This window comes from Sorangium sp. So ce381 (assembly GCF_051473845.1).
In the GTDB taxonomy this organism is placed as follows: Bacteria; Myxococcota_A; Polyangia; order Polyangiales; family Polyangiaceae; genus Sorangium; species Sorangium atrum.
Map to the genome: position 1 here is coordinate 8,889,072 of NZ_CP150336.1, position 18,506 is coordinate 8,907,577.

14 protein-coding genes are annotated in these 18,506 nt (G+C 73.0%); 4 read left to right on the forward strand and 10 right to left on the reverse strand.

What is annotated here, in order from left to right; translation table 11 throughout:
- Positions 1-273: 273 nt before the first annotated feature.
- The 3 genes from WMF29_RS33165 to WMF29_RS33175 form a co-directional block, all read right to left on the reverse strand.
- Entirely contained in the window at positions 274-939 is a 666-nt protein-coding gene (locus WMF29_RS33165; RefSeq protein ID WP_437324123.1) for a hypothetical protein, read from the reverse strand.
- Positions 940-1,121: 182 nt separating this feature from the next.
- On the reverse strand, positions 1,122-2,966 hold the full coding sequence (locus WMF29_RS33170) for an NAD(P)/FAD-dependent oxidoreductase (RefSeq protein ID WP_437324124.1): 1,845 nt from the start codon (positions 2,964-2,966) through the stop codon (positions 1,122-1,124).
- An 11-nt stretch (positions 2,967-2,977) separates the two neighbouring features.
- Positions 2,978-4,315, reverse strand: a complete 1,338-nt coding sequence (locus WMF29_RS33175) for a hypothetical protein (protein WP_437324125.1) — start codon at positions 4,313-4,315, stop codon at positions 2,978-2,980.
- A 179-nt stretch (positions 4,316-4,494) separates the two neighbouring features.
- Here WMF29_RS33175 and WMF29_RS33180 point away from each other — a divergent pair, with 179 nt between their 5' ends.
- Positions 4,495-5,433, forward strand: coding sequence for a LysR family transcriptional regulator (locus WMF29_RS33180; protein ID WP_437324126.1), 939 nt, complete (start codon positions 4,495-4,497; stop codon positions 5,431-5,433).
- Positions 5,434-5,470: 37 nt separating this feature from the next.
- Here the strand turns inward: WMF29_RS33180 and pilQ are convergent, their stop codons facing one another.
- The 5 genes from pilQ to pilM form a co-directional block, all read right to left on the reverse strand.
- Positions 5,471-7,726 carry a type IV pilus secretin PilQ gene (pilQ, locus tag WMF29_RS33185; protein ID WP_437324127.1) on the reverse strand — a complete coding sequence of 752 codons (2,256 nt, stop codon included), beginning with the start codon at positions 7,724-7,726 and terminating at the stop codon, positions 5,471-5,473.
- Positions 7,727-7,880: 154 nt separating this feature from the next.
- On the reverse strand, positions 7,881-8,534 hold the full coding sequence (locus tag WMF29_RS33190; protein WP_437324128.1) for a pilus assembly protein PilP: 654 nt from the start codon (positions 8,532-8,534) through the stop codon (positions 7,881-7,883).
- A complete protein-coding gene (locus tag WMF29_RS33195; protein WP_272095126.1) occupies positions 8,531-9,166 on the reverse strand; it encodes a type 4a pilus biogenesis protein PilO in 636 nt (211 codons plus the stop codon). Before WMF29_RS33195 ends, WMF29_RS33190 begins: the two co-directional genes overlap by 4 nt.
- Positions 9,166-9,810 (reverse strand): PilN domain-containing protein, encoded by a 645-nt coding sequence (locus WMF29_RS33200; RefSeq protein ID WP_437324129.1) that lies wholly within the window; start codon positions 9,808-9,810, stop codon positions 9,166-9,168. Before WMF29_RS33200 ends, WMF29_RS33195 begins: the two co-directional genes overlap by 1 nt.
- Positions 9,807-10,868: a type IV pilus assembly protein PilM gene (gene pilM, locus WMF29_RS33205; protein WP_012238809.1), complete on the reverse strand. Its 1,062-nt coding sequence runs from the start codon at positions 10,866-10,868 to the stop codon at positions 9,807-9,809. The genes WMF29_RS33200 and pilM overlap by 4 nt, the downstream gene beginning before the upstream one ends.
- A gap of 293 nt (positions 10,869-11,161) precedes the next feature.
- On the opposite strand from pilM, the gene WMF29_RS33210 reads away from it, so the two are divergent.
- Both WMF29_RS33210 and WMF29_RS33215 read left to right on the forward strand, forming a co-directional pair.
- Positions 11,162-12,361: a DUF882 domain-containing protein gene (locus WMF29_RS33210; RefSeq protein WP_437324130.1), complete on the forward strand. Its 1,200-nt coding sequence runs from the start codon at positions 11,162-11,164 to the stop codon at positions 12,359-12,361.
- Positions 12,362-12,513: 152 nt separating this feature from the next.
- Positions 12,514-13,467 (forward strand): sigma-70 family RNA polymerase sigma factor, encoded by a 954-nt coding sequence (locus WMF29_RS33215; protein ID WP_437324131.1) that lies wholly within the window; start codon positions 12,514-12,516, stop codon positions 13,465-13,467.
- 13 nt (positions 13,468-13,480) lie between these two features.
- Here the strand turns inward: WMF29_RS33215 and WMF29_RS33220 are convergent, their stop codons facing one another.
- Both WMF29_RS33220 and WMF29_RS33225 read right to left on the reverse strand, forming a co-directional pair.
- Positions 13,481-16,210, reverse strand: coding sequence for a hypothetical protein (locus WMF29_RS33220; protein WP_437324132.1), 2,730 nt, complete (start codon positions 16,208-16,210; stop codon positions 13,481-13,483).
- Positions 16,207-17,589 (reverse strand): 3-keto-5-aminohexanoate cleavage protein, encoded by a 1,383-nt coding sequence (locus WMF29_RS33225; protein WP_437324133.1) that lies wholly within the window; start codon positions 17,587-17,589, stop codon positions 16,207-16,209. The genes WMF29_RS33220 and WMF29_RS33225 overlap by 4 nt, the downstream gene beginning before the upstream one ends.
- On the opposite strand from WMF29_RS33225, the gene uppS reads away from it, so the two are divergent.
- Positions 17,588-18,505, forward strand: coding sequence for a polyprenyl diphosphate synthase (gene uppS, locus WMF29_RS33230; protein ID WP_437324134.1), 918 nt, complete (start codon positions 17,588-17,590; stop codon positions 18,503-18,505). The genes WMF29_RS33225 and uppS overlap by 2 nt on opposite strands.
- The last annotated feature ends 1 nt before the right edge of the window (position 18,506 follow it).

Below are 18,506 nucleotides of genomic sequence, written 5' to 3' on the forward strand. Positions count from 1 at the left end.
CGCGAGCGGGCGGCGGGGGTCCCCCCACGAACTCGGGCCTTTTGGGGGGCTGTTGCCGCGCTGGACGGGAGACTCGGTCAGAGAGGGGGCGCTGCGGGGCGGGCCGGCCCTCGGGGTTCGTGGGGCCCACCCCCGCCGCCCGCTCGCGCACCACCCCCGCCCGCCCTGGCTCTTTGTAAGGGGGTCTTTGGAAGTGGCGGGGCGGCCGATGGGGGTCGTGGTTCCAGCGGCAGTTGCGCGGGATGACCCGTCTCGGGGGTTTGTAAGGGGTCGTTATTTCGGGGCGCGAAGGGAGAGGGAGACGGTCACGCCTACGGGGTCGGCGCTGGGGGTGCCGATGGGCTTGTTCTTGAGGAGCTGACGGATGCAGCGCTGCGCGTCGGAGGTGACGCCACGAGAGTCGAGGATCTCGACACCCTCGGCGCGGCCACGCACCCGGACGAGGAACTGGACCTTGATGCTGCCCGACGCGCCAGAGAGGCCGCCATTGTCGGCAACACACTTCGCCAGGTCGGGGGCGACCTTTTCTAGCCGCTTGGCCACGTTCGGGACGTCGCCGTTCATGAACTCGGGCTCCTTGACCTCCACGAGAGGGAGCGGGGCCGACACGATCGATGCGTCGGGCACGCCGCCGTCGATGGGGCCGGCGTCGCCGGGAACACCGCCGTCGGGAGGGGCGCCGCCGTCGGGAGGAGGGGCGCCGCCGTCGGGAGGGGGCGGCTCGGGCTGCGGCGACGGGGGGAGCCAGCCGGCATCCGCCTCGCCCGGCTCCAGGCAACGCACGAAACCACGGTGCGGATCCTCCAGCGCGCCGTGCGGACACCGCGGAGCGCCGCCCGCGTCAGGCGTCGCCGCCGTGATCCACCCCTGATCCGGCTCCTGCCGCGGCGGCGCGCCGCCCTCGGCGACCGCGCCGACGCAGGCGCCGACAGCGCCCATCGACAGCGCCACAGAGATCGCCCACTGACCAAGACGCCCACCTGCTGCTCTCCACCGCATCGGCCGGTGTGATACTGCGGAACGGGCGCGCGTACAGGAGAAACCGCGGGGAGCTCGTCGAGGCTGCCGCGAGGCGCTCGCCTCCGGCGACGACCGGGGCCCCGAAGGCCGCGAAAGCAGGCTCAGAGGGCGATGTGGGCGAGCGAGCCCGCCGAGGCGTCCCAGAGCGCCTGTGCCCGGGACAGGGCGTCCGCATGCGCCTTGGTCCCCGCGGCGGGCCCTGTCACGGAGATCACGCCGCCCGCACCGAGCTCGATCCGCTCGATCCCTGCGTCCGGGAGCTCGTCGCGGAGCTCCTTGGTCATCCGCTCGCCGATGCGCTGGAGCAGGCGCGCGAGCCGCTCGGGCGTGATGTCCCGGAACACGAGCACCTGCGGGAGGGTGAGCTCCGAGACGAGCCGAGCGCGGTCGGAGAGGCCCTGCTCGCCGAGCCGCCGCTCGACGAGCGCCGCGAAGACGCTCCCGTACGCCCGGTCGACCTGCTCGCGCCGGAACCGCTCGTCGATGGCCGGGCCGAGCCGCGTCTCCAGCTGCGCGACGCCGTTCAGCCCGTTGGCGAAGCGCCCCTCGTTCTGCGCGAAGTACTCGCCCCGCGCGCGCAGGTCGCTCGCCAGCGACGCGAGGTGCTCGCCCATCGTCGAGAGGGCGCGCAGCACGAGATCGGTGAACTTGAGCTCCTCCCGGATCCAACCCACGTCGGTCACCCGGTCGGCCATGAACGGCCAGACGACGAGGTTGTAGTAGTTGTTGAAGTCGAGGAGGTACTTCAGCCGATAGAGCTCGAAGCAGCCGAACACCGGATACATGCGCTCATAGAGACGGAGCGTGCTGTCGTACTTGAACCGGTAGTACGCGTCGTAGGCCGCGACCCTCTCCTCGAACCCGGCGCGGTCGCCGCGGACGTCGGAGAGGATCATCTGCGTGATGAACTCGTTCGCGGTCGCGATGAAATCGGATCCGGGGCTGTAGAAGGGATCGGTGAACGCGCCGGCCTCGCCGGTGACGGCGTAACGGTCGGTCGAGAAGTACTGCTCGGCGTGGTACGGCAGGTGGGCATAGCTCTGGAAGTCCTCGAGCTCCGCCCCCTCGAGCAGGTCGCGCGCGGCGCGGTGGGCGCCCAGGAAGCGCTCGAACTCCGCGCGCGTGCGCGGCCCGGGCAGCGCCCCGGCCGGCGCGTTCCCGGCCGGCGTGTTCCCGGCGCCGATCCGGTCCTTGTCGAACACGACGCCCACGCTCATCAGGTCGCCGGCGAGCGGGATGAACCAGATCCAGTACCCGTCGTACATGAAGTGGTTCGTCGACAGGTGGCGCGACGTGTACCGCGCGCGCGACCGCCACGCCGCGTCGGTGACCGCATCGAGCCCCGCGACGCCGCGGTAGCGGCCCCACGCGGCCGCCGTGTTGAGCCGCGCCTCCTTGTGCACCTTCACGCCGAGCTTGCGGAAGAGCACGTGCCGCCGACCGGAGGCGTCGCACACCCAGCGGCAGGCGACCTCGCGCCGCTCGCCGCCCTGCTCGTAGACGACCGTGTGCCGCCCGCGCCCGTCGATCGAAACGTCGACCACCTTCGCGCCGAGCTCGACCTCGGCGCCCGCGGCGCGGTTCATGGTCACGAGATCGCGCTCCAGCCGCGCGCGCTCGAGCTGGAAGCTCGGGTGGAACGGCATGTGGTCGGAGCCGATCTCGCTCATCCGGGGCAGCGGGAGATCCTTGCCCGGAGAGTCGAAGAAGAAGCGGAGCCCGTTCTTGGGCAGCTGGTGCTGGTAGAGGTACGTGCCGAGGTTCAGCCGGCGAACCATGTAGTTCGCCGCGACCTCCACCGTGCTCTCGCCGACCTTGTAATCCTCCATCGCCTCGGCGGCCTCGAGCACGAGGACCCCGAGGTCGGGGCACGCGAGGCGGAGCTGCCGCGCGAGGAAGCCGCCGGCGATGCCGCTGCCGATGATGACGATATCGAACGTGCGCATGACGAGAGCCCTTATACCGCGGCCCCGACCGGCGGCGCGGGCTCTCCGAGCAGCTCGGCGCGGAGCGCGCCGGGCATCGCTTCCACCTCGTCCGGGCGGAGCAGCCCGTCGCCGTGGATGATCGACGCCGAGAGGCGACCGCCGAAGCGGCTGAAGATCACCTGGAAGCCGGGCGGCGCGACGACCGCGGGCAGCGGGTACGCCGAGCGCACCGGGAGCCCCGCGAACCGCTCCACCGTCACCGCGCCGGGGTTCGAGACGATCAGCGAGGCGAGCTCTCCCTGGAAGGGCTGATCCCCCAGCCAGCGGTAGATCGGGCCGGGGAGCCAGCGGGCCAGATCGAGCGCGGCGATCATGGCGAGATCGAGCCTGTCGCGCACCACGGCGCGCTGCTGCTCGGCCAGGCGAGCCACGGCGCGCGCGTCGTCGTGGAGCTCGTCGCGGCCGAGCGAGAGCAGGGCCATCGTGAGGTGATTGCCGAAGAGCCGCCGCGCGCCCCCCTTGGGGTCGAGCGAGAGGGGCAGCGGGATCACGTGGTGCGGCGGGGCGAAGCCGCGGGCCGCGAGCGCCCTGTCGGCGAGCCGCGTCGCCGCGATCAGCATGAGGCTCGTCTCGGCGAGCCGCGCTCGCTGGCGCGCCCGGAGATCGAAGGCGCGCGTCTCCTCCGCCGAGAGCGTGAGCCGGAGGACGCGAGAGGCCGAGGGCCGCACCCCAGGACAGGCGCGCGCGAGCGACAGGATGGGCGCGCGGCCGAGCGACAGCACGTGGGCCTTGTACGCGCGCGCCAGCGCGACCCGCTCGTCGCGGTCCATGGCAGCCAGCAGGCGCTCCGGCGCGTCGTGCCGCTCCTGCCGCGGCGGCGGGTCGTCGGGCGCGTCGCCGCTCCCGGAGCCCAGCCAGGCGGCGAGCCGATCCGCGCCCCTGCCATCCGTCAGCGCATGGTGGTGGCGGAGCACGACCGTGTCGCCGTCGCCCACCTCGCGCACGACGTCGAGCGCCCACGGCCGCTCGGCAGAGGTCCTGTCCGCGAGCAGCGCCTCGATGCGCGCCGCGCGCTCGCGCTCGCCCTCCACCTCGTGGAGGCGCAGCCCTGGGGCGCGCCGGTGGTGATCGACGACCCAGCGGGGCCGCCCCGCCCGCCCGAGCACGCTGTTGTCGAGCCGGAAGCGGAGCTCGGGGAGCGCCCGGGTCGCGCGCTCGAGCCGCACCGCGAGCCGCGCCAGGTCGAGGCGACCGTCGAGCTCGAGGACGAACAGGCAGTGGTTGCCCGCCTGGCCGCGCGATCGCATGGCGCGATCGTTCATGAGGTGGAAGAAGTCGATCCCCCCGAGAAGAACGGGCGATGTCATGGTCTCCGCGAGGCGCCGCCGGTCAGGGACGAGCCGCGGGCGACCCTAGCAGCCACGCGGGCCGCACGACAGCGCCCGCAGGCGCAGGATCACGCATCGTCGCCACGTCCGCCGCGCGCCCGCGCAAGATAACGAAAGTATCCACGCCATGGATACATTGTTCGTCTTATATTCCTGGAGTGAATCTTTCGGCGATCGACGTCAACCTGGTGATCGCGCTCGACGCCTTGCTGCAGGAGCGCAGCGTGACGCTCGCGGCCCGCCGGGTGGGCCTCAGCCAGCCCGCCATGAGCCACGCGCTGACGCGGCTGCGTGAGCTCTTCTCCGACCCGCTGCTCGTCCGGGTCGGCCGGCAGATGGCGCTCACCTCGCGCGCCGAGGCGATCACGCCGCAGGTCACCGCGATCGTCCACGATCTCGCGGGCCTCTTCGGCGAGATGGCGCAGGCCTTCGACCCGGCGACGAGCGATCGCACCTTCCGGATCGCCGCCACCGAGTACGTGGAGCTCGTCCTCATGCCGCGGCTCAACGCGGCGCTCGCGCAGGGCGGACCGAGGCTCGCGCTCCACCTGCTCCCGCTCGACGGCCGCGCCGTCGACGCGCTCCGGAGCGGCGAGATCGATCTCGCGATCGGCGTCTTCCCGCAGGAGAGCCTCCCCTCCGACCTGCGCCGCGCGCCCCTCTTCGACGATCGCTTCGCGGGGCTCGCGCGCATGAGCCACCCCACGGCGCGCGGGCACGTCGATCTCCAGACCTACGCGGCCCTCCCGCACGTCGTCGTCCCCAGGGGCGGCGCCCACGACGGGGTCGCGGACGATCTCATCGCGGCGCGCGGGATCGCGCGCCACGAGGCCATGACGGTGCCGCACGTGTTCCTCGTGCCGCACGCCCTCACCGCGTCGGATCTCGTGGCCACCGTGGCCACGCGCCTCGGCAGGGCGTTCTCCAGCCTGGTGCCGCTCCGCACCTTCGACCTGCCGTTCGAGCTGCCGTCCATCGAGATCGCGATGGCGTGGAACAGCCGGACCGAGGGCGATCCCGCGCGGGCGTGGCTGCGCGGCGTCGTGACGGACACCGCCCCGACCCCGCGGGAGGGGGCCCGGCGCAAGCGCGTCTGAGGGGGTTCAGGGGCGGCGAGGCGCGCCGCGCCGGGGGCTACCGGCCGAGCGCCTCGGCGCGGTTCACGATGCGCGGCGTGAGGAAGATGACGAGCTCGTTCCGCGTGTCGCTCGCGCGGCGCCGCTGGAAGAGGAGGCCGAGGACCGGGATGTCCCCGAAGAACGGCACCTGATCGAGGTTCCGGCCGGTGTTGCGGGTGAAGATCCCGCCGATCACCGCCGTGTGCCCGTCCATGATCAGGAGGTCGGTCTCCGCCTCGCGCTTCAGGATGGTGGGGTCGCCGCGGGCCGACGTCTGGTTGAAGTCGGGCTCGTCGCGGTTGATCTTCACGTGCATCGCGACGCTGCCGTCCGACGTGACGTGCGGCTTGACGAGCAGCTGGAGCTTGGCCTCCTGGAAGGTCGTCTGCACGCCCTGGGCGCTGATCTGCGAGAACGGGATCAGCGTCCCCTGGCTGATCCGCGCCTCCCGGTTGTCGAGCGTGAGGATGCGCGGGCTAGAGACGACCCGCAGCATGCCGCTCGCCTCGGCCGCCGAGAGGCGGACGCCGAGGTTGACGGTGTTGTTGATCGAGCCGAGCGTGAAGCCGAGCGCGCCGCCCTGCCCGGCGCCCACGACGGCCGGCAAGTTCACCGCGAAGTTCGGGTTCGAGACCTGGTTCGCGAACGGCGAGAGGCCGCCGGTCGGGCTGTTCGTGTCGGTCGCGCCGCCGGCGATGCCGATCGCCGAGGGGAAGACGAGCCCCGTCGGGTTGCCGGTCGCCGCGCTGAACGTCCCGTCGCCGCCCCACTGGATGCCGATGTCGCGCACGTAGCGGCTCGTCGCCTCCACCACGCGCGCCTCGATCAGCACCTGCGGCGTCTGCGTGTCGAGCGAGCGGACCAGCTCCTCGATCTGGTTCAGGTTCCCCGCGACGTCGCGCGCGATGAGCACGTTGGTCCGCTCGTCGACCGCCAGCGAGCCGCGCGGCGAGAGCATGTCCTTCGAGCGGTCCTGGAGGTCCTTGGCGTCCGCGTAGTTGATCGGGATGAGCCGCGTCTCGAGCGGCGCGAGCTGGAGCTCGCTCTTGCGCCGCGCGATCGCGAGCTCCCGCTCCTTGTTGAGATCGGCGATCGGGGCGACGCGGATCATGTTGCCCTGCCGGACGACGCCGAGGCCCTTGGCCTGGAGCACCGTCTCGAGCGCCTGGTCCCACGGGACGTTGCGCATCCGGATGGTGACCGTGCCGGTCACGTTGTCGGCGGTCACGATGTTGACCCGCCCCACGTCGGAGATCAGCCGGAGGACGTTGTGGATGTCCGCGTCCTTCAGGTCGAGGTCGATGCGCCGCCCGGTGAACCGCTGCTGCCCGGCGATCGCGGGCATGAAGGCGCCGGCCTGGTCGGGCTCGACGAGCGACTCCTGGCTGCTCGCCGCGCCCTCGAACGAGGTCTCCACCTTCGGCGCCGCGTCGTCGAGGAGCGCCTCGCGCGCCACCGTGCGGGTCCGCCTCGCCGCGCCGCCGTCGGCGGCGATCCCCGAGAGCGTCGTGGGCAGCGCGCCCTTCGCGACGCTCAGCACGAGCGCGTTGCCCTCGCGCGCGACCACGCCCGAGGCGCCCTCGGCCTGCTCGACCTCGACGACGACCCTGGAGCCGTCGCTGTTGCGCCGGAACGTCGAGATGGCCCGCACCGGGCCGCCGAAGGCGCCGACGTCGAGCTTGCGCTGGAGGGCGTCGGGGAGCCGGACGCCGCTGAGCTCGATGACGCGGCGCCCCCCCTTGCCGGTCGACTCGCGGTAGCTCGGGATCGACGAGAGCTCGATGACGACCCGATCGAGCGTCGCCTGGTGCTCGAAGCGCACGTCGGTGATCGCCGCCGGCTCGCGCGCCGGCGCCGCCGCCGAGGGGCCGGCCGGGGCCCGCGCCGCCATCGGCGCCGTCGCGTCGGCGGCGGCGAGCTCGATCACGAGCGCGCCCTGCTCGGCGCGGATCCGGTAGGCAGCCGGGCGCGCGAGCTGCACGAGCACCCGCGTCGTCCGCTGGGTCGCCTTGCCGAACCCCTGCGTCATCACCCCGGCCACGATCGCGTTGCCGCTCGTGATCGCGCCGGACGCCCCGCCATCCTCCGCGCCCTCGAGGTCGACGAGGAGCCGCTTGCCGCCGTCCGCGACCCGCGCCGAGAAGCGCGGCTCGCCGCTCGTCGCGACCACGATCTCGGCCTTGCCCTCGTCCGGCGCCGTGAGCTTCACGTCGCTGACCTTGATCGGGGCGGCGGCGTCTGCGTCTCCCGCAGGAGCGCCGAGGATCAACATCACCCCGAGTGCCGCAGCACGGCGAAGCGCGCCCCGCCTCGGGCGATAGTCTCGATTGCTCTTCATTGCACTCCCGCTTCGCGGTGACGCGAGATCTGCGTCACGCTGCCGGGAGGCTACTTCGGGTGCCCGGCGCGGGCCCAATTCGTGGCGGTCACGGGGCGCCGAGGCCCGACACGTTCTCCTCGCCGAGCGGCCTCAGCGCGATCACGCGCGTGGTCGGCGGGATCTCCGGGTGCGACGGGTCCTCGCGGATGAAGACGACGTCCGAGTCGCGGATCCGATCGATGCGCCAGTTCACGGCCACGTCGACGCCCGTGGGGCCGCCGGCGTGCACGATCTCGGCCTTGCCGACGAAATCGCCCACCTTCACCACCCACCCGAGCCCCGTGGGATCGGTGAGCAGCGCGCGGGCGGGCGCGCGCGAGACGACGCCGACCAGCCTGAGCTCGTCGAGCGCAAAGCGATCCACGAGGACCTGGCGCTGGATCGTCACCCGACCCCGGGCCTGCGTCGCGAAGAGCGACTCGAAGCTCCGGAACGGGTCGCGGCTCCGGTCGCTCTCGGAGAAGTCGGCCTCCTGGAACTCCCGGAGCGGCAGCGGCGGCAGCTCCGGCGCGCCGGCGTCCGCGGCCGCCGACGCGGCGCCGGCCGCGGGCGCGCGCGGCGGCGAGGCCGAGGCCGGCGCCCCGGCCGGGCGCGCCTGGGTGGACGAGGTCATCGGCTCTTCCTCGCCGCACCCCGCGATCGCGAGGGCCGCGGCGGTGGTCGCCCCGAGGGCGAGCAGCAGCATCCGGCCAGGCGTCACCGGACACCTCCGCTGCGCCGCTTCACGCCGCTCGTCGCGGTCTCCCCGGCGCGCACGGCGCGGAACGCGGTCGCGAGGCACTCCACCTTGATCTCCACGTCGGTCCCCACGACCTTCGGCTCCTTGATCTGGACCTCCTCGAGGTTGATGATGCGATCCAGCTGCCCCACGCCGTGGAAGAACTTCGCCACCTGGTGGAACTTGCCGGAGAGCGTCAGCTGCATCGGCACCTTGGAGAAGAACTCCTGCGGGATCTCCTCGGTGGGGCTCCATGACGTCAGGTTGACGCCGGAGACGGTCGCGACGCCCTGGATGGCGGAGAGGAAGGCCGGCGTCTCGGACTCGTCCGGGAGGATCTTCTTCTGCTCGCGGCTCATCTGCTCGCGGCGGGTCTTCTCGTCGAGGTCCTTCTGGTAAGCGGCCTTCGACGCCTGCGCCTTGGTGAGCTCCGCCTGGAGCACGCCCTGCTTCTGCACGGCGCCCTCGATCTGCGAGTCGACGTCGGCGTAGAAGCCGACGAAGTACAGGATGCCGACGAGCGCCGCGAAGAGCGCGCCGACGCCGAGCTTGGCGAGCGGCGGCAGCCGGTCGAGCGCCGAGCCGGCCTGCGCGGGCATGGGCTTCGTGGCCATCAGTACCTCACCTTCAGCTGCAGCGCGAACGAGACGAGCTCGAGCCGCGACTCCTTCTCGTTCTCCTTCTTCCCCGGGAGCAGCTGCACGTCGTAGAAGTACGAGGACAGCTTCAGCCGCTGGGCGAGCTCGTAGACGTCGGTGCCGTCCCGCGCGAGCCCCTCGACGCGCACGATCCGCTCGGACTCGACGTAGCTCGTGAGCCACAGCCGGCGGCTGTCCCAGGAGGGGTTGTAGACGGCGAGCGGGTTCTCCTTGCGGAGCTGCGCGAGCTTGTCCGGGTCGGCGGTCGGCCCCTTGCCGTTCGTGAGCAGCTGCGCGAGCTCGAGGAGCACCGCGGTCGGCCCGCTGCGCGCGGCCTGGAGCTTCGCGATCGCGTCCTCGCGCGCGCGCAGCACCTCGAGCGCCTTCTTGATCTCCTCGTGGTTCGCGACGAGCGTGCGGATGTCCTGGATCTGGCTCTGGAGCAGCGAGTTCTTCCGGTTCTGCTCGTCGAGCTCCTCGACCTTCGTCTGGTGGAAGAGGAAGAGCGCGACGATCTCGAGGATCACGACGCCGAGCGTGACGAGCAGCCACCGCTGGCTCGCCTGGGGCGCGGCCCCGCGCGTGCCGCGCCGCTGCGGGAGAAGGTTGACGCGAATCACGAGCGCTTCTCCCGGTCCTTGCGCATCGCGAGCCCGAGCGAGACGCAGAACTGCGCCGCCCGGAGCCGGAGCAGCTCCTGGTTGACTTCCTTCGCTTCCACGGTGATGCGCTCCATCGGCTGGATCAGCTCGACGGCCACCCGGGCGCGCCGCCCGATCGCGGCGGGCAGCGCCGGCAGGTTCGAGGAGCCGCCGGTCAGGTAGATGCGGTGCATGTCGCCCTCACCGCTCGTGGCCAGGAAGAAGTCGAGCGAGCGCTGGATCTCCCCGGCGATGGAGTCGCACACCTGCTCGATGGTCTCGATGACCTGCGCGGGCACGCCGCCCGGCCCCGAGGTCACGCTGGCGCACTTGAACTCCTCGGCCTGCTCGAAGCTGATGCCGAGCTTCCGCTGGATCTGCTCGGTGATGTAGTTGCCGCCGTTGCCGATGTCGCGGGTGAACGCGCTCGCGCCGCGCGACACGATGTTGATCGACGCGAGGCTCGCGCCGACGTTGATGATGGCGAACGTCTGGTCCGGCGGGATGCCGCGGTTCACCTCGAACAGGTTCTGGACGGTGAACGCGTCGATGTCGACCACCATGGGCTTGAGCTTCGCCGTCCTGGCGATCTGGGTGTAGTCGTTGATCTCGTCGCGCTTCGCGGCGACGAGCAGGAGGTCCATCTGCCCGGCCTCGGGGCGCCGGCGCAGTACCTCGTAGTCGACGTGGACGTCCTTGATGTCGAAGGGGATGTGCTGCTCGGCCTCCCACTGGATCTGCTCGTCCAGCTCGGCGGCGGTCATGAGCGGCACCGTGATCTTGCGGATGATGACCGCCTGACCGCTGATGCTGAGCGCGATCTCGCGCTGGCGGATCTTGGCCTCGGAGAAGGCCCGGCCGAGCGCCTCCACGATGGCCTGCGCGTTCATCACGTGGCCGTCGACGATGGCCTGCGGCGCGAGCGGCGCGTACCCGAGCCGCACGAGGCCATAGCCTCTGCGGCCTTCCTTGATCTGAGCGATCTTGATCGCGCTCGATCCGATATCGACCCCGATCAAGTTCTTGCCTTCCGACATCCCGTCCGTCCTGCTCCGCGCCCGCCGTGGTGAAGCAAGGGAAGCCCGGGCCGCGTTGCCCGGCTCCCGGGCGCCCGATCCCCTGTGATCGCCTCTGGTCGCTTCTGGCGAAGCTTCGCACCACCGGGGATCGCTGGGCAAAAAACCGCTTTACGCTCGCCTCCCGCCCGCCTATCGAAGTTCGACACGCGGTGCTGCGCCGCCGGTCGGGCCGGCGAGCGCGCGCCAGCCCAGGGTAGCACCGTCCGGGGCTCGGTCGTCGGGCACGGATGACGTCAGGTCAGAGTCCCCTCATGCATCCGGAGTTCTCCCGTTTCTGCGGCACCGGCCCCCGCGCCGGGGCCGCGATGGAGCCCACCTCTCGGTCGTCGCGGCCATCGCGCCCATCGCGGCTGCGATGCGCGCTCGCCGCCCTCGCGGCGGCCTTTCTCCTGAGCGCCGCGCCCGGCACGGCGGTCGCCGAGGACGGCCAGCACACGGTCTACGCCGGCCAGACGCTCGGCAAGATCGCGAAGCGGTACCGCATCACGGTCGACGCGCTCCGCGAGGCGAACGGGCTCAAGCCTGGCCAGCGCATCCACCCGGGCCTCGTCCTCGTGATCCCGGAGCGGGGTGAGCCCGGCGCGCGCGGGCGGTCCACGCGCGCCACGCCCGGCCGGGCCGCCGCGCTGCGCGACGAGCGGGAGCGGAGCCGCGGCGCCAGCGCGAAGGAGCGCGACGACGAGGCCGGTCCCCGGGGGAAGGGGTCGGCGAAGAGGGACGCGGCGAAGGCCGATCCCCGGTCGATGCCGCCGAACAAGCGCTATGCGCAGCGACCCAAGCGCCCCGGATGGGTCCGCCTGTCGCGAGGCGCCGAGCGGCTGGACCTCCAGCTGCTCACGCCGAAGGGGCGGCTCGTGCCCAAGGCCCTCCCCAAGCTCAGCCGGCTGATGCGCGCGTCCCCCACCGCCTCGATACCCATCGATCCGCGGCTCGCCACGCTGATAGCCATGGTGAGCGACCACTTCGGCGGCAGGACCCTCCGCGTCGTCAGCGGTTATCGCCCCTACTCCCCCACCCAGTACACCCCGCACTCCAACCACAACCACGGTCGCGCCGTCGATTTCATGGTCGAGGGCGTGCCCAATACCGTGGTCCGCGATTTCTGCCGAGGTTTCCGCAACGCAGGTGTCGGATATTATCCCAACTCTACGTTCGTTCACCTGGACGTCAGATCAGATAAAGTGTACTGGGTGGATTACTCGGGGCCTGGAGAGGCGCCGCGCTACGAGGGAGCGAAGAGTTCCGTCGCGGCCGATGAAGCGGCGCGCGACGTCCCTGTGTCCGCAGAGGAAGAGGTGTATGGGTCAGGCGAGCCCCGTGCCCCTCAGCCGCAACCCATGAATACTACAGGGACAAACTCGAACACCGTGCGCAGCGGCAGCGAGACGGAGAAGGTCCTGGGGTCAGGTTCACCCACCCTTGCTCCTGAAACTTCGCCCACGAAAAGGTGAGCTGTCGCGGCCGCTGGCTATAATCCACACACTGAACATCCGCACCAGACACAATTGCACGGCTCTGCCTTGCACGCTGCGAGAGTTGTGGCACCAATCCACCTCACGTGCAGCAATCGACCCGACTGCAGCGGGAGGGGCACGCTCCTCCCATGTCGCTCCCCGCATGCTGTGACGGGGGCGAGTTCGTCCAGCCGGTCGCCCTGGGCGCGACGTGTCCGGTCGTTCCGTGTGAGCACGCGCTGATCGAGGCGCCTTCTGCCCTCGGCCTCGATGGAGCGCCGAACATCGCGGTGCAGGGGGCGGGCGCGTCGCTCGCCCACGAGCTTTGGGAGTCCGCGGAGGTCGCGTCAAGGTGCGCGCACGACATTTGGGAATCCGTGGAGGCCACGTCTGCCTGCACCTACGAGGGTCCGTGGCAGTCGCTGGCGCCGGACGGCGAGCCGGACAGCGGCTCGCATAGCCCGCCGCGCTGTACCGACGCGGCCTGCCCGGGCGGGCCGCGCGACCACGAGCCGACGTGCACGCCGCTCCGCCCGGAGGTGCTGCAGGGGTACTTCCCGCTCGTCCGCAAGCTGGTGCGGCAGGTGTCGCGCCACCTGCCGCCCAACGTGCAGCGCGACGACCTGCTCAGCGCAGGGATGCTCGGGCTCGTCGACTCGATCCGCAAGAACGGCGGGAGCGACGGCGAGACGTTCGCCGGCTACGCGAAGCTCCGGATCCGCGGCGCGATCGTCGATGAGCTCCGCGCTCAGGACTGGCTCTCGCGGCGAGCGCGCGAGGCGGTCGAGGCGGAGGCCGCCGGCAAGGTCGGCGGCGCGACCGTCTTCGTGAGCCTGAGCGAGGTGACGCCGACCGAGGAGTCGGCGCACATGTCCGGCGAAGACGATCCGATCGAGGCGATCTCGGCGCAGGCGACCCGGCGGGCGCTGTCCTTCGCGATCGCGCAGCTCCCGGAGCGGGAGCGGCGCGTGATCGGCATGTACTACTTCGAAGGGGCGAAGCTGAAGGACATCGGCGCAGAGCTCGGGATCGGCGAGCCCCGCGTCTCGCAGCTGCACACGCGCGCGCTCGGCATGCTGCGAGGCATGCTGTCCCACGCCTGACCGCCGCCCGCGCTCAGGGGGCGAGCCGGCGCGCCCGGCCGGGCATCGCGACGCCGACCGCGAAGAGCGCGGTCTCCTCGTAGGTCTGCTGCAGGGCGGGGTCGCCGGAGGCCCGGTGCACGAACGCGTTGCGGTGCGCGCCGCGATCGAGCGCGACCACGCGGGCGCAGCCGAGGTCGAGCAGCGCCTCGGTCGTCGCCTCGTCGCTGTCGAAGGTGGTCGTGGCCACGAGCAGCGTGCCGTCGTCGAGCACGCAGGCAGCGCTGCGGCGGCGCATGGTCCCGATCTCGCGCGCCTCCGGGCGCAGCCTGCCGTCGTCGGCGGTGAGCGGCAGCTCGGTCGCGTCCGCGCCCGGCGCGAGCGGGGCGCCGCCCGCCGGGCGGATCTCGATGCGGCCCTGGCGGACCAGCAGCAAGCCTCCCTCGCCGCGGAAGCGAAGGCCGACGGTGCCGCCCACGGCGAGCCCGCGCGGGCCCCGCCGCCGGCCGGTGCCGACGCCGATCGCCGCGAGGACCTGCCGCCGCTCGTCGGCCGGCACCTCGGCGTCGAGCTTCGGCGCGCTCCGCGGCGAGATCTCGCGCGAGCCGGCGCGGAGGCGGAACAGGAACCGGTCCGGAGCGAAGGCGTGGACGCGGACCTGCGCGCCGAGGTGCACGGTGTCGGCGGCGTACACGGCCGGGCTCCACGCCGGGGGCGGCTGCGCGCCGCCGTCCTCGGTCCAGCCGACGCTCTCGCCCGGCAGCGACAGGTCCGGCGGCGGGGGACCGTGCGTCCAGCGCGACTCGAAGAAGAGAAAGGGGCGCGGCGACGCGGCCGAGGCGTGCTCCGGGGGCGCGATCGACATCGCGGGCGAGAGGCGCTCGGCGGTCAAGATGCCGTCCTGCTGGGGGCTCAGGAAGGCGACGCCGAGGGGGTCCGGCGCCCTGCCCAGCGAGACGCCGGAGAGGCACCCGGCGCGCTCGAGCGCCGCCCGGAGCGCGGCCGCGTCGAGGGCGCTGCCCCACGCGTGGACGACGAAGCCGCGGTCGGTCATGCACAGCGCCGCGCGCTCGACGATCAGGTCGTCGCCGTCGTCGGGTGAGAGCGCCGCGCTGGCGGGGGCGCGCTCCGCGGGAGGGCCGGCGAGGATGGCGAGCGGGGCCGCGGCGCTCCCTGCCTCGAAGAGCGAAGGGCCCTGCCAGAGCGCCCAGGGGAAGCGCGTGGATCCCTCCGCGCGGGGCGCGCCGGGGCTCGAGGCCGCCGGGCGCTGCCAGAGCGCCCAGGGGACGCGCTCGACATCCCCGCCCGACGGCCATGCGCCGAAGTACGGCCGGCCCGAGAGGTCGACCCCCAGCGTCGCCGCGCCGTCGCGCGGGGGCACGATCGCGCGGCCGCCGACGACCATGCCGAGCGCCTCCGCCCCCGCGTGGGGCGCGCCGGGCTCGCGCGTGGAGGCGCCGAGGCCGATGGCGCCGCGGAGCGTCGACGCGTGGGGGAGCTGCCCCGTGCCGCGCGGGCCGACGGTCGGCCTGGGCGCCTCGTATCCCGCCTGCAAGGTGAACCGGATGTGCCGCGTGTCGATCGCGAGCAGGTGGACGCGCAGCTCCGGCCGCCGCGGATCGGGCCGGAGGGTCGTCGCGGCGAACGGGCTGGAGGGGCGCTGCGGATCGTCCTCGACGCCGGGGAGCGCGCGCGGGAGCGAGGGCGCCACCAGCTCCCAGGCGCCCTCCCCCGGGAGCGGGGGGTCGACCGCCGGCGCGACCGGGGGCGGCGGCCAGAGCGAGGGCCACCCCTCCGGCGCGGGCTCGGGCGACGCGGGGCCGCGGGTCACGTACGCGGCGGCCTGCGCGGCGCGGACCCTCGCCGTCGCGCGGTCCGCGGCGAGCGCGAGCCGCTCGACCGCGGCCGCCGCCGTCGGACCGAGCAGGCGCTCGGCGGACGGCCCGGCGAGCTCCCCGAGCGAGGGTACGCGGCGCGGGAGGTGGTGCGCGCGGGCGACGAACGGATCACGTCCGCCCGTGTCGACCTCGCCGGTGCTGGCGTTGAGCGCCGCCGGGATCGCCTCCGGCCCGAGCGCCATCACCAGGCCCTCGTCGACGAGGTCGAGCCGCGCCGACGCGGGCGGGTTGTCGAAAGAGATCTCGGTGCGCGACGCGCCGTCGACGCTCCCGGTCTCGAGCCAGCCGTCGATCGCCGCGCGGAGCCGCTCGCCGAGGGGCCGCGCACCCGCGCGCCCATCGCCGCCAAGATCGAGCTGCGTGATCCCCTGCACGACGCCGAAGGCGGAGGTGGTCACCGCGACGCGGCTGCCGCGGGCGACGAGGCCGCGATCATCGCCGAGGGGCGTCCCGGTCAGGTTGCGCACGCCGTCCAGGCTCACCGGCCGGCCGGAGCGGGTGAGCCGCACGCGCGCGCGGTACAGGTCGGCGGCGCCGCGCCCGTCAGGGGCGCGCTCCTCGCCGCGCCCGGGCTCCTCGGCGCCCGGGGGCGGGACGCGCGGGACGCGCGGGACGCCGAGAAACAGCACCCGGCGGCCCAGAAGCGCGTCGGACAAGAACCCGCCGCGCTCCTCCCAGACGAAGTCCTCCGGGCCGACGGCGCCGCCGATCGCCTCCCCGAGCATCCCGGCGATGGCGTCCGCGGTCCGCGCCGGCGGGGGCGGCGCCGAGAGCCGCGCGACGGCCCCGAGGAGAGCGATGCCTAGGGCGATCGGGAGCCGACCGCGCAGGTGATCGAGCCAGGGCGAGAGCGGTCGGTCCGTCATCCCTGCGCGCGCTCGCTCCCTCCGGAAGCCGCGCCGGCCTGGGCCGCCGCGGCGCGCGGGCGGATCCCGAGGAGCTGGCGCGCGCGGTCCGGCTCGACCACCTCGCGGCCGACGCTCCGCGCGAAGGCGGCGGCGCGCGCGACGAGCGGCGCGCTCCCCTCGGCCAGCACGCCCTTGTCCAGGTAGATGTTGTCCTCCAGCCCGACCCGCGCGTGCCCGCCGAGCTGCATGGCGAGCTCGGTCATCGGGCGCTGGTGGCGGCCGACGGCGGCGACGCCCCAGGTGGCGCCTTGCGGGATCTGGGTGATCATGAACCGGAGCACGTCCTCGCGCGCCGCGATGCCGCCGGGCACCCCGAGCACGAACTGGAAGTGGAGCGGCTCCGCGAGGAGCCCCTCGGCGACAAGGCTGAGCGCCTCATGGATATGGCCGACCTCATAGCACTCGAGCTCGGCGACGCTCCCCCCCGCGCGGATGCGGGCCGCCATGTCCCGGATGAGGGGCCGGGTATTGTCGAAGATCCCGTCGCCGAAGTTGATCGTGCCGCAGTTCAGGGTGGCCATCTCGGGGCCGCAGAGCAGCGGCTGGGCGCGCTCGTCGACGCCCATCCCGACGGCGCCCCCGGTCGACGTCTGGACGATGACGTCCGTCCTCTCGTGGATCGCGGCGATCGCCTCGGCGAACAGCGCGCGCGACTGGCTCGGCGACCCGTCCGGGTTCCTGACGTGCAGGTGGACCACCGAGGCGCCCGCGTCGCGGCAGCGGGCGGCCTCGTCGGCGAGCTCGCGCGCCGTGATGGGGAGGTGCGGCGTCTGCGCCCGGGTCGTCTCCGCGCCGACGATCGCGGCCGTCAGGATGAGGGCGCTCTGCGGCGGCGTGACCAGGATCCGGGGGGGCGGCGTGATGATCGGCCGGGGCTCCGGGAGCTGCGCGTGGTCCGGGGGCGGCGCCGAGAGCGCCGGCAGGACGAGGCGCGGCCGACGCTGGAGCTCCTTCGGGACGACGCAGGTGCCGAGCGCCCGGCACACGATGATCGGCTCGGCCAGCGCGTCGGCCGCCGAGGGCGCCACCCCGGCTTCGCGGACGCTGGCGACGACCTTGCGCGCCTCGAACGCCATCGTGCGCGACGTGGCGCCGACCTTGGTGACCACCCCGGTCGCCTCGATGAAGTCGCCTGCTCGGACCGGGGCGAGGAACTCGACCGCCTCGTACGCGCGGAAGAGCCCCTCGTCGCCGTCGAGGCGGATCAGGAGCTCGGTGGCGACGTCGCCGAAGAGCGCGAGAATACGCGCTCCATCGCACAGCTCGCCCGCGTAATGTGCGTCGTGCGCGCCCATCCTGACGCGCAGCGTGACCGTGAGACCAACCCCTGTGCTCATGGGCGTGAAGACTCAACAGTCGACAGTCGGTAGTCAACAAGGGAAACTGCCCCCGCCGATGAACCTTGTAGAAGCCAGAAATCTCCCGCGCCACGTCGGAATCATCATGGATGGCAACGGTCGCTGGGCGGAGCTGCGCGGCGAGCCGCGCGAGGCCGGGCACAAGGCCGGCAGCGCCGCCGTGCGGCGGATCGTGCGCGTCTGCCGGAGGCTCGGCGTCGAGGCGCTGACCCTGTACGCGTTCAGCGAGCAGAACTGGGCGCGGCCCCGGAACGAGGTCGACGCGCTGATGGGGCTGCTGCGCGAGTACCTGATGAGCGAGCGCTGCGAGATCCTCGAGAACGACATCCGCCTTGTCGCGATCGGCGACATCAGCCGGCTCCCCGAGGGCGTGCGCGACGTGCTCGACCCGCTCCGGAAGGCGTCCGCGACGAACCGGCAGATGACGCTCGCGCTGGCGCTGTCCTACGGGGCGCGCGAGGAGATCGCCGCCGCGGCGCGCGAGCTCGCGATGGAGGCGGTCGCTGGCAGGCTCGATCCGGAGTCGATCGACGGGGAGCTGCTGGCCGCGCGGCTGCCGAGCCTGAGCGTGGGCGAGCCGGATCTCATCATCCGCACCGGCGGCGAGCAGCGGCTCTCCAACTTCCTGCTCTACGGGGCCGCGTACGCCGAGCTGTCGTTCACCGAGCGGCTGTGGCCCGACTTCACCGAGGACGACCTGTTCGCCGCCATCGCGGTTTACCAGCGGCGCGACGGCGCCGCCCCGCCCGCGCACGACGGGGAGGGCGGCTCCGGGGGCGAGCCGTCGTCCACGTCGCGCGCGGATGCGCTCGACGCGGAGCGGCCGTGGCGCGCGCGCGAGATCGCCGCGCCCGCCTCGCATGCTTCCCACGACGGCTCACGGACGGGGGTCTGAG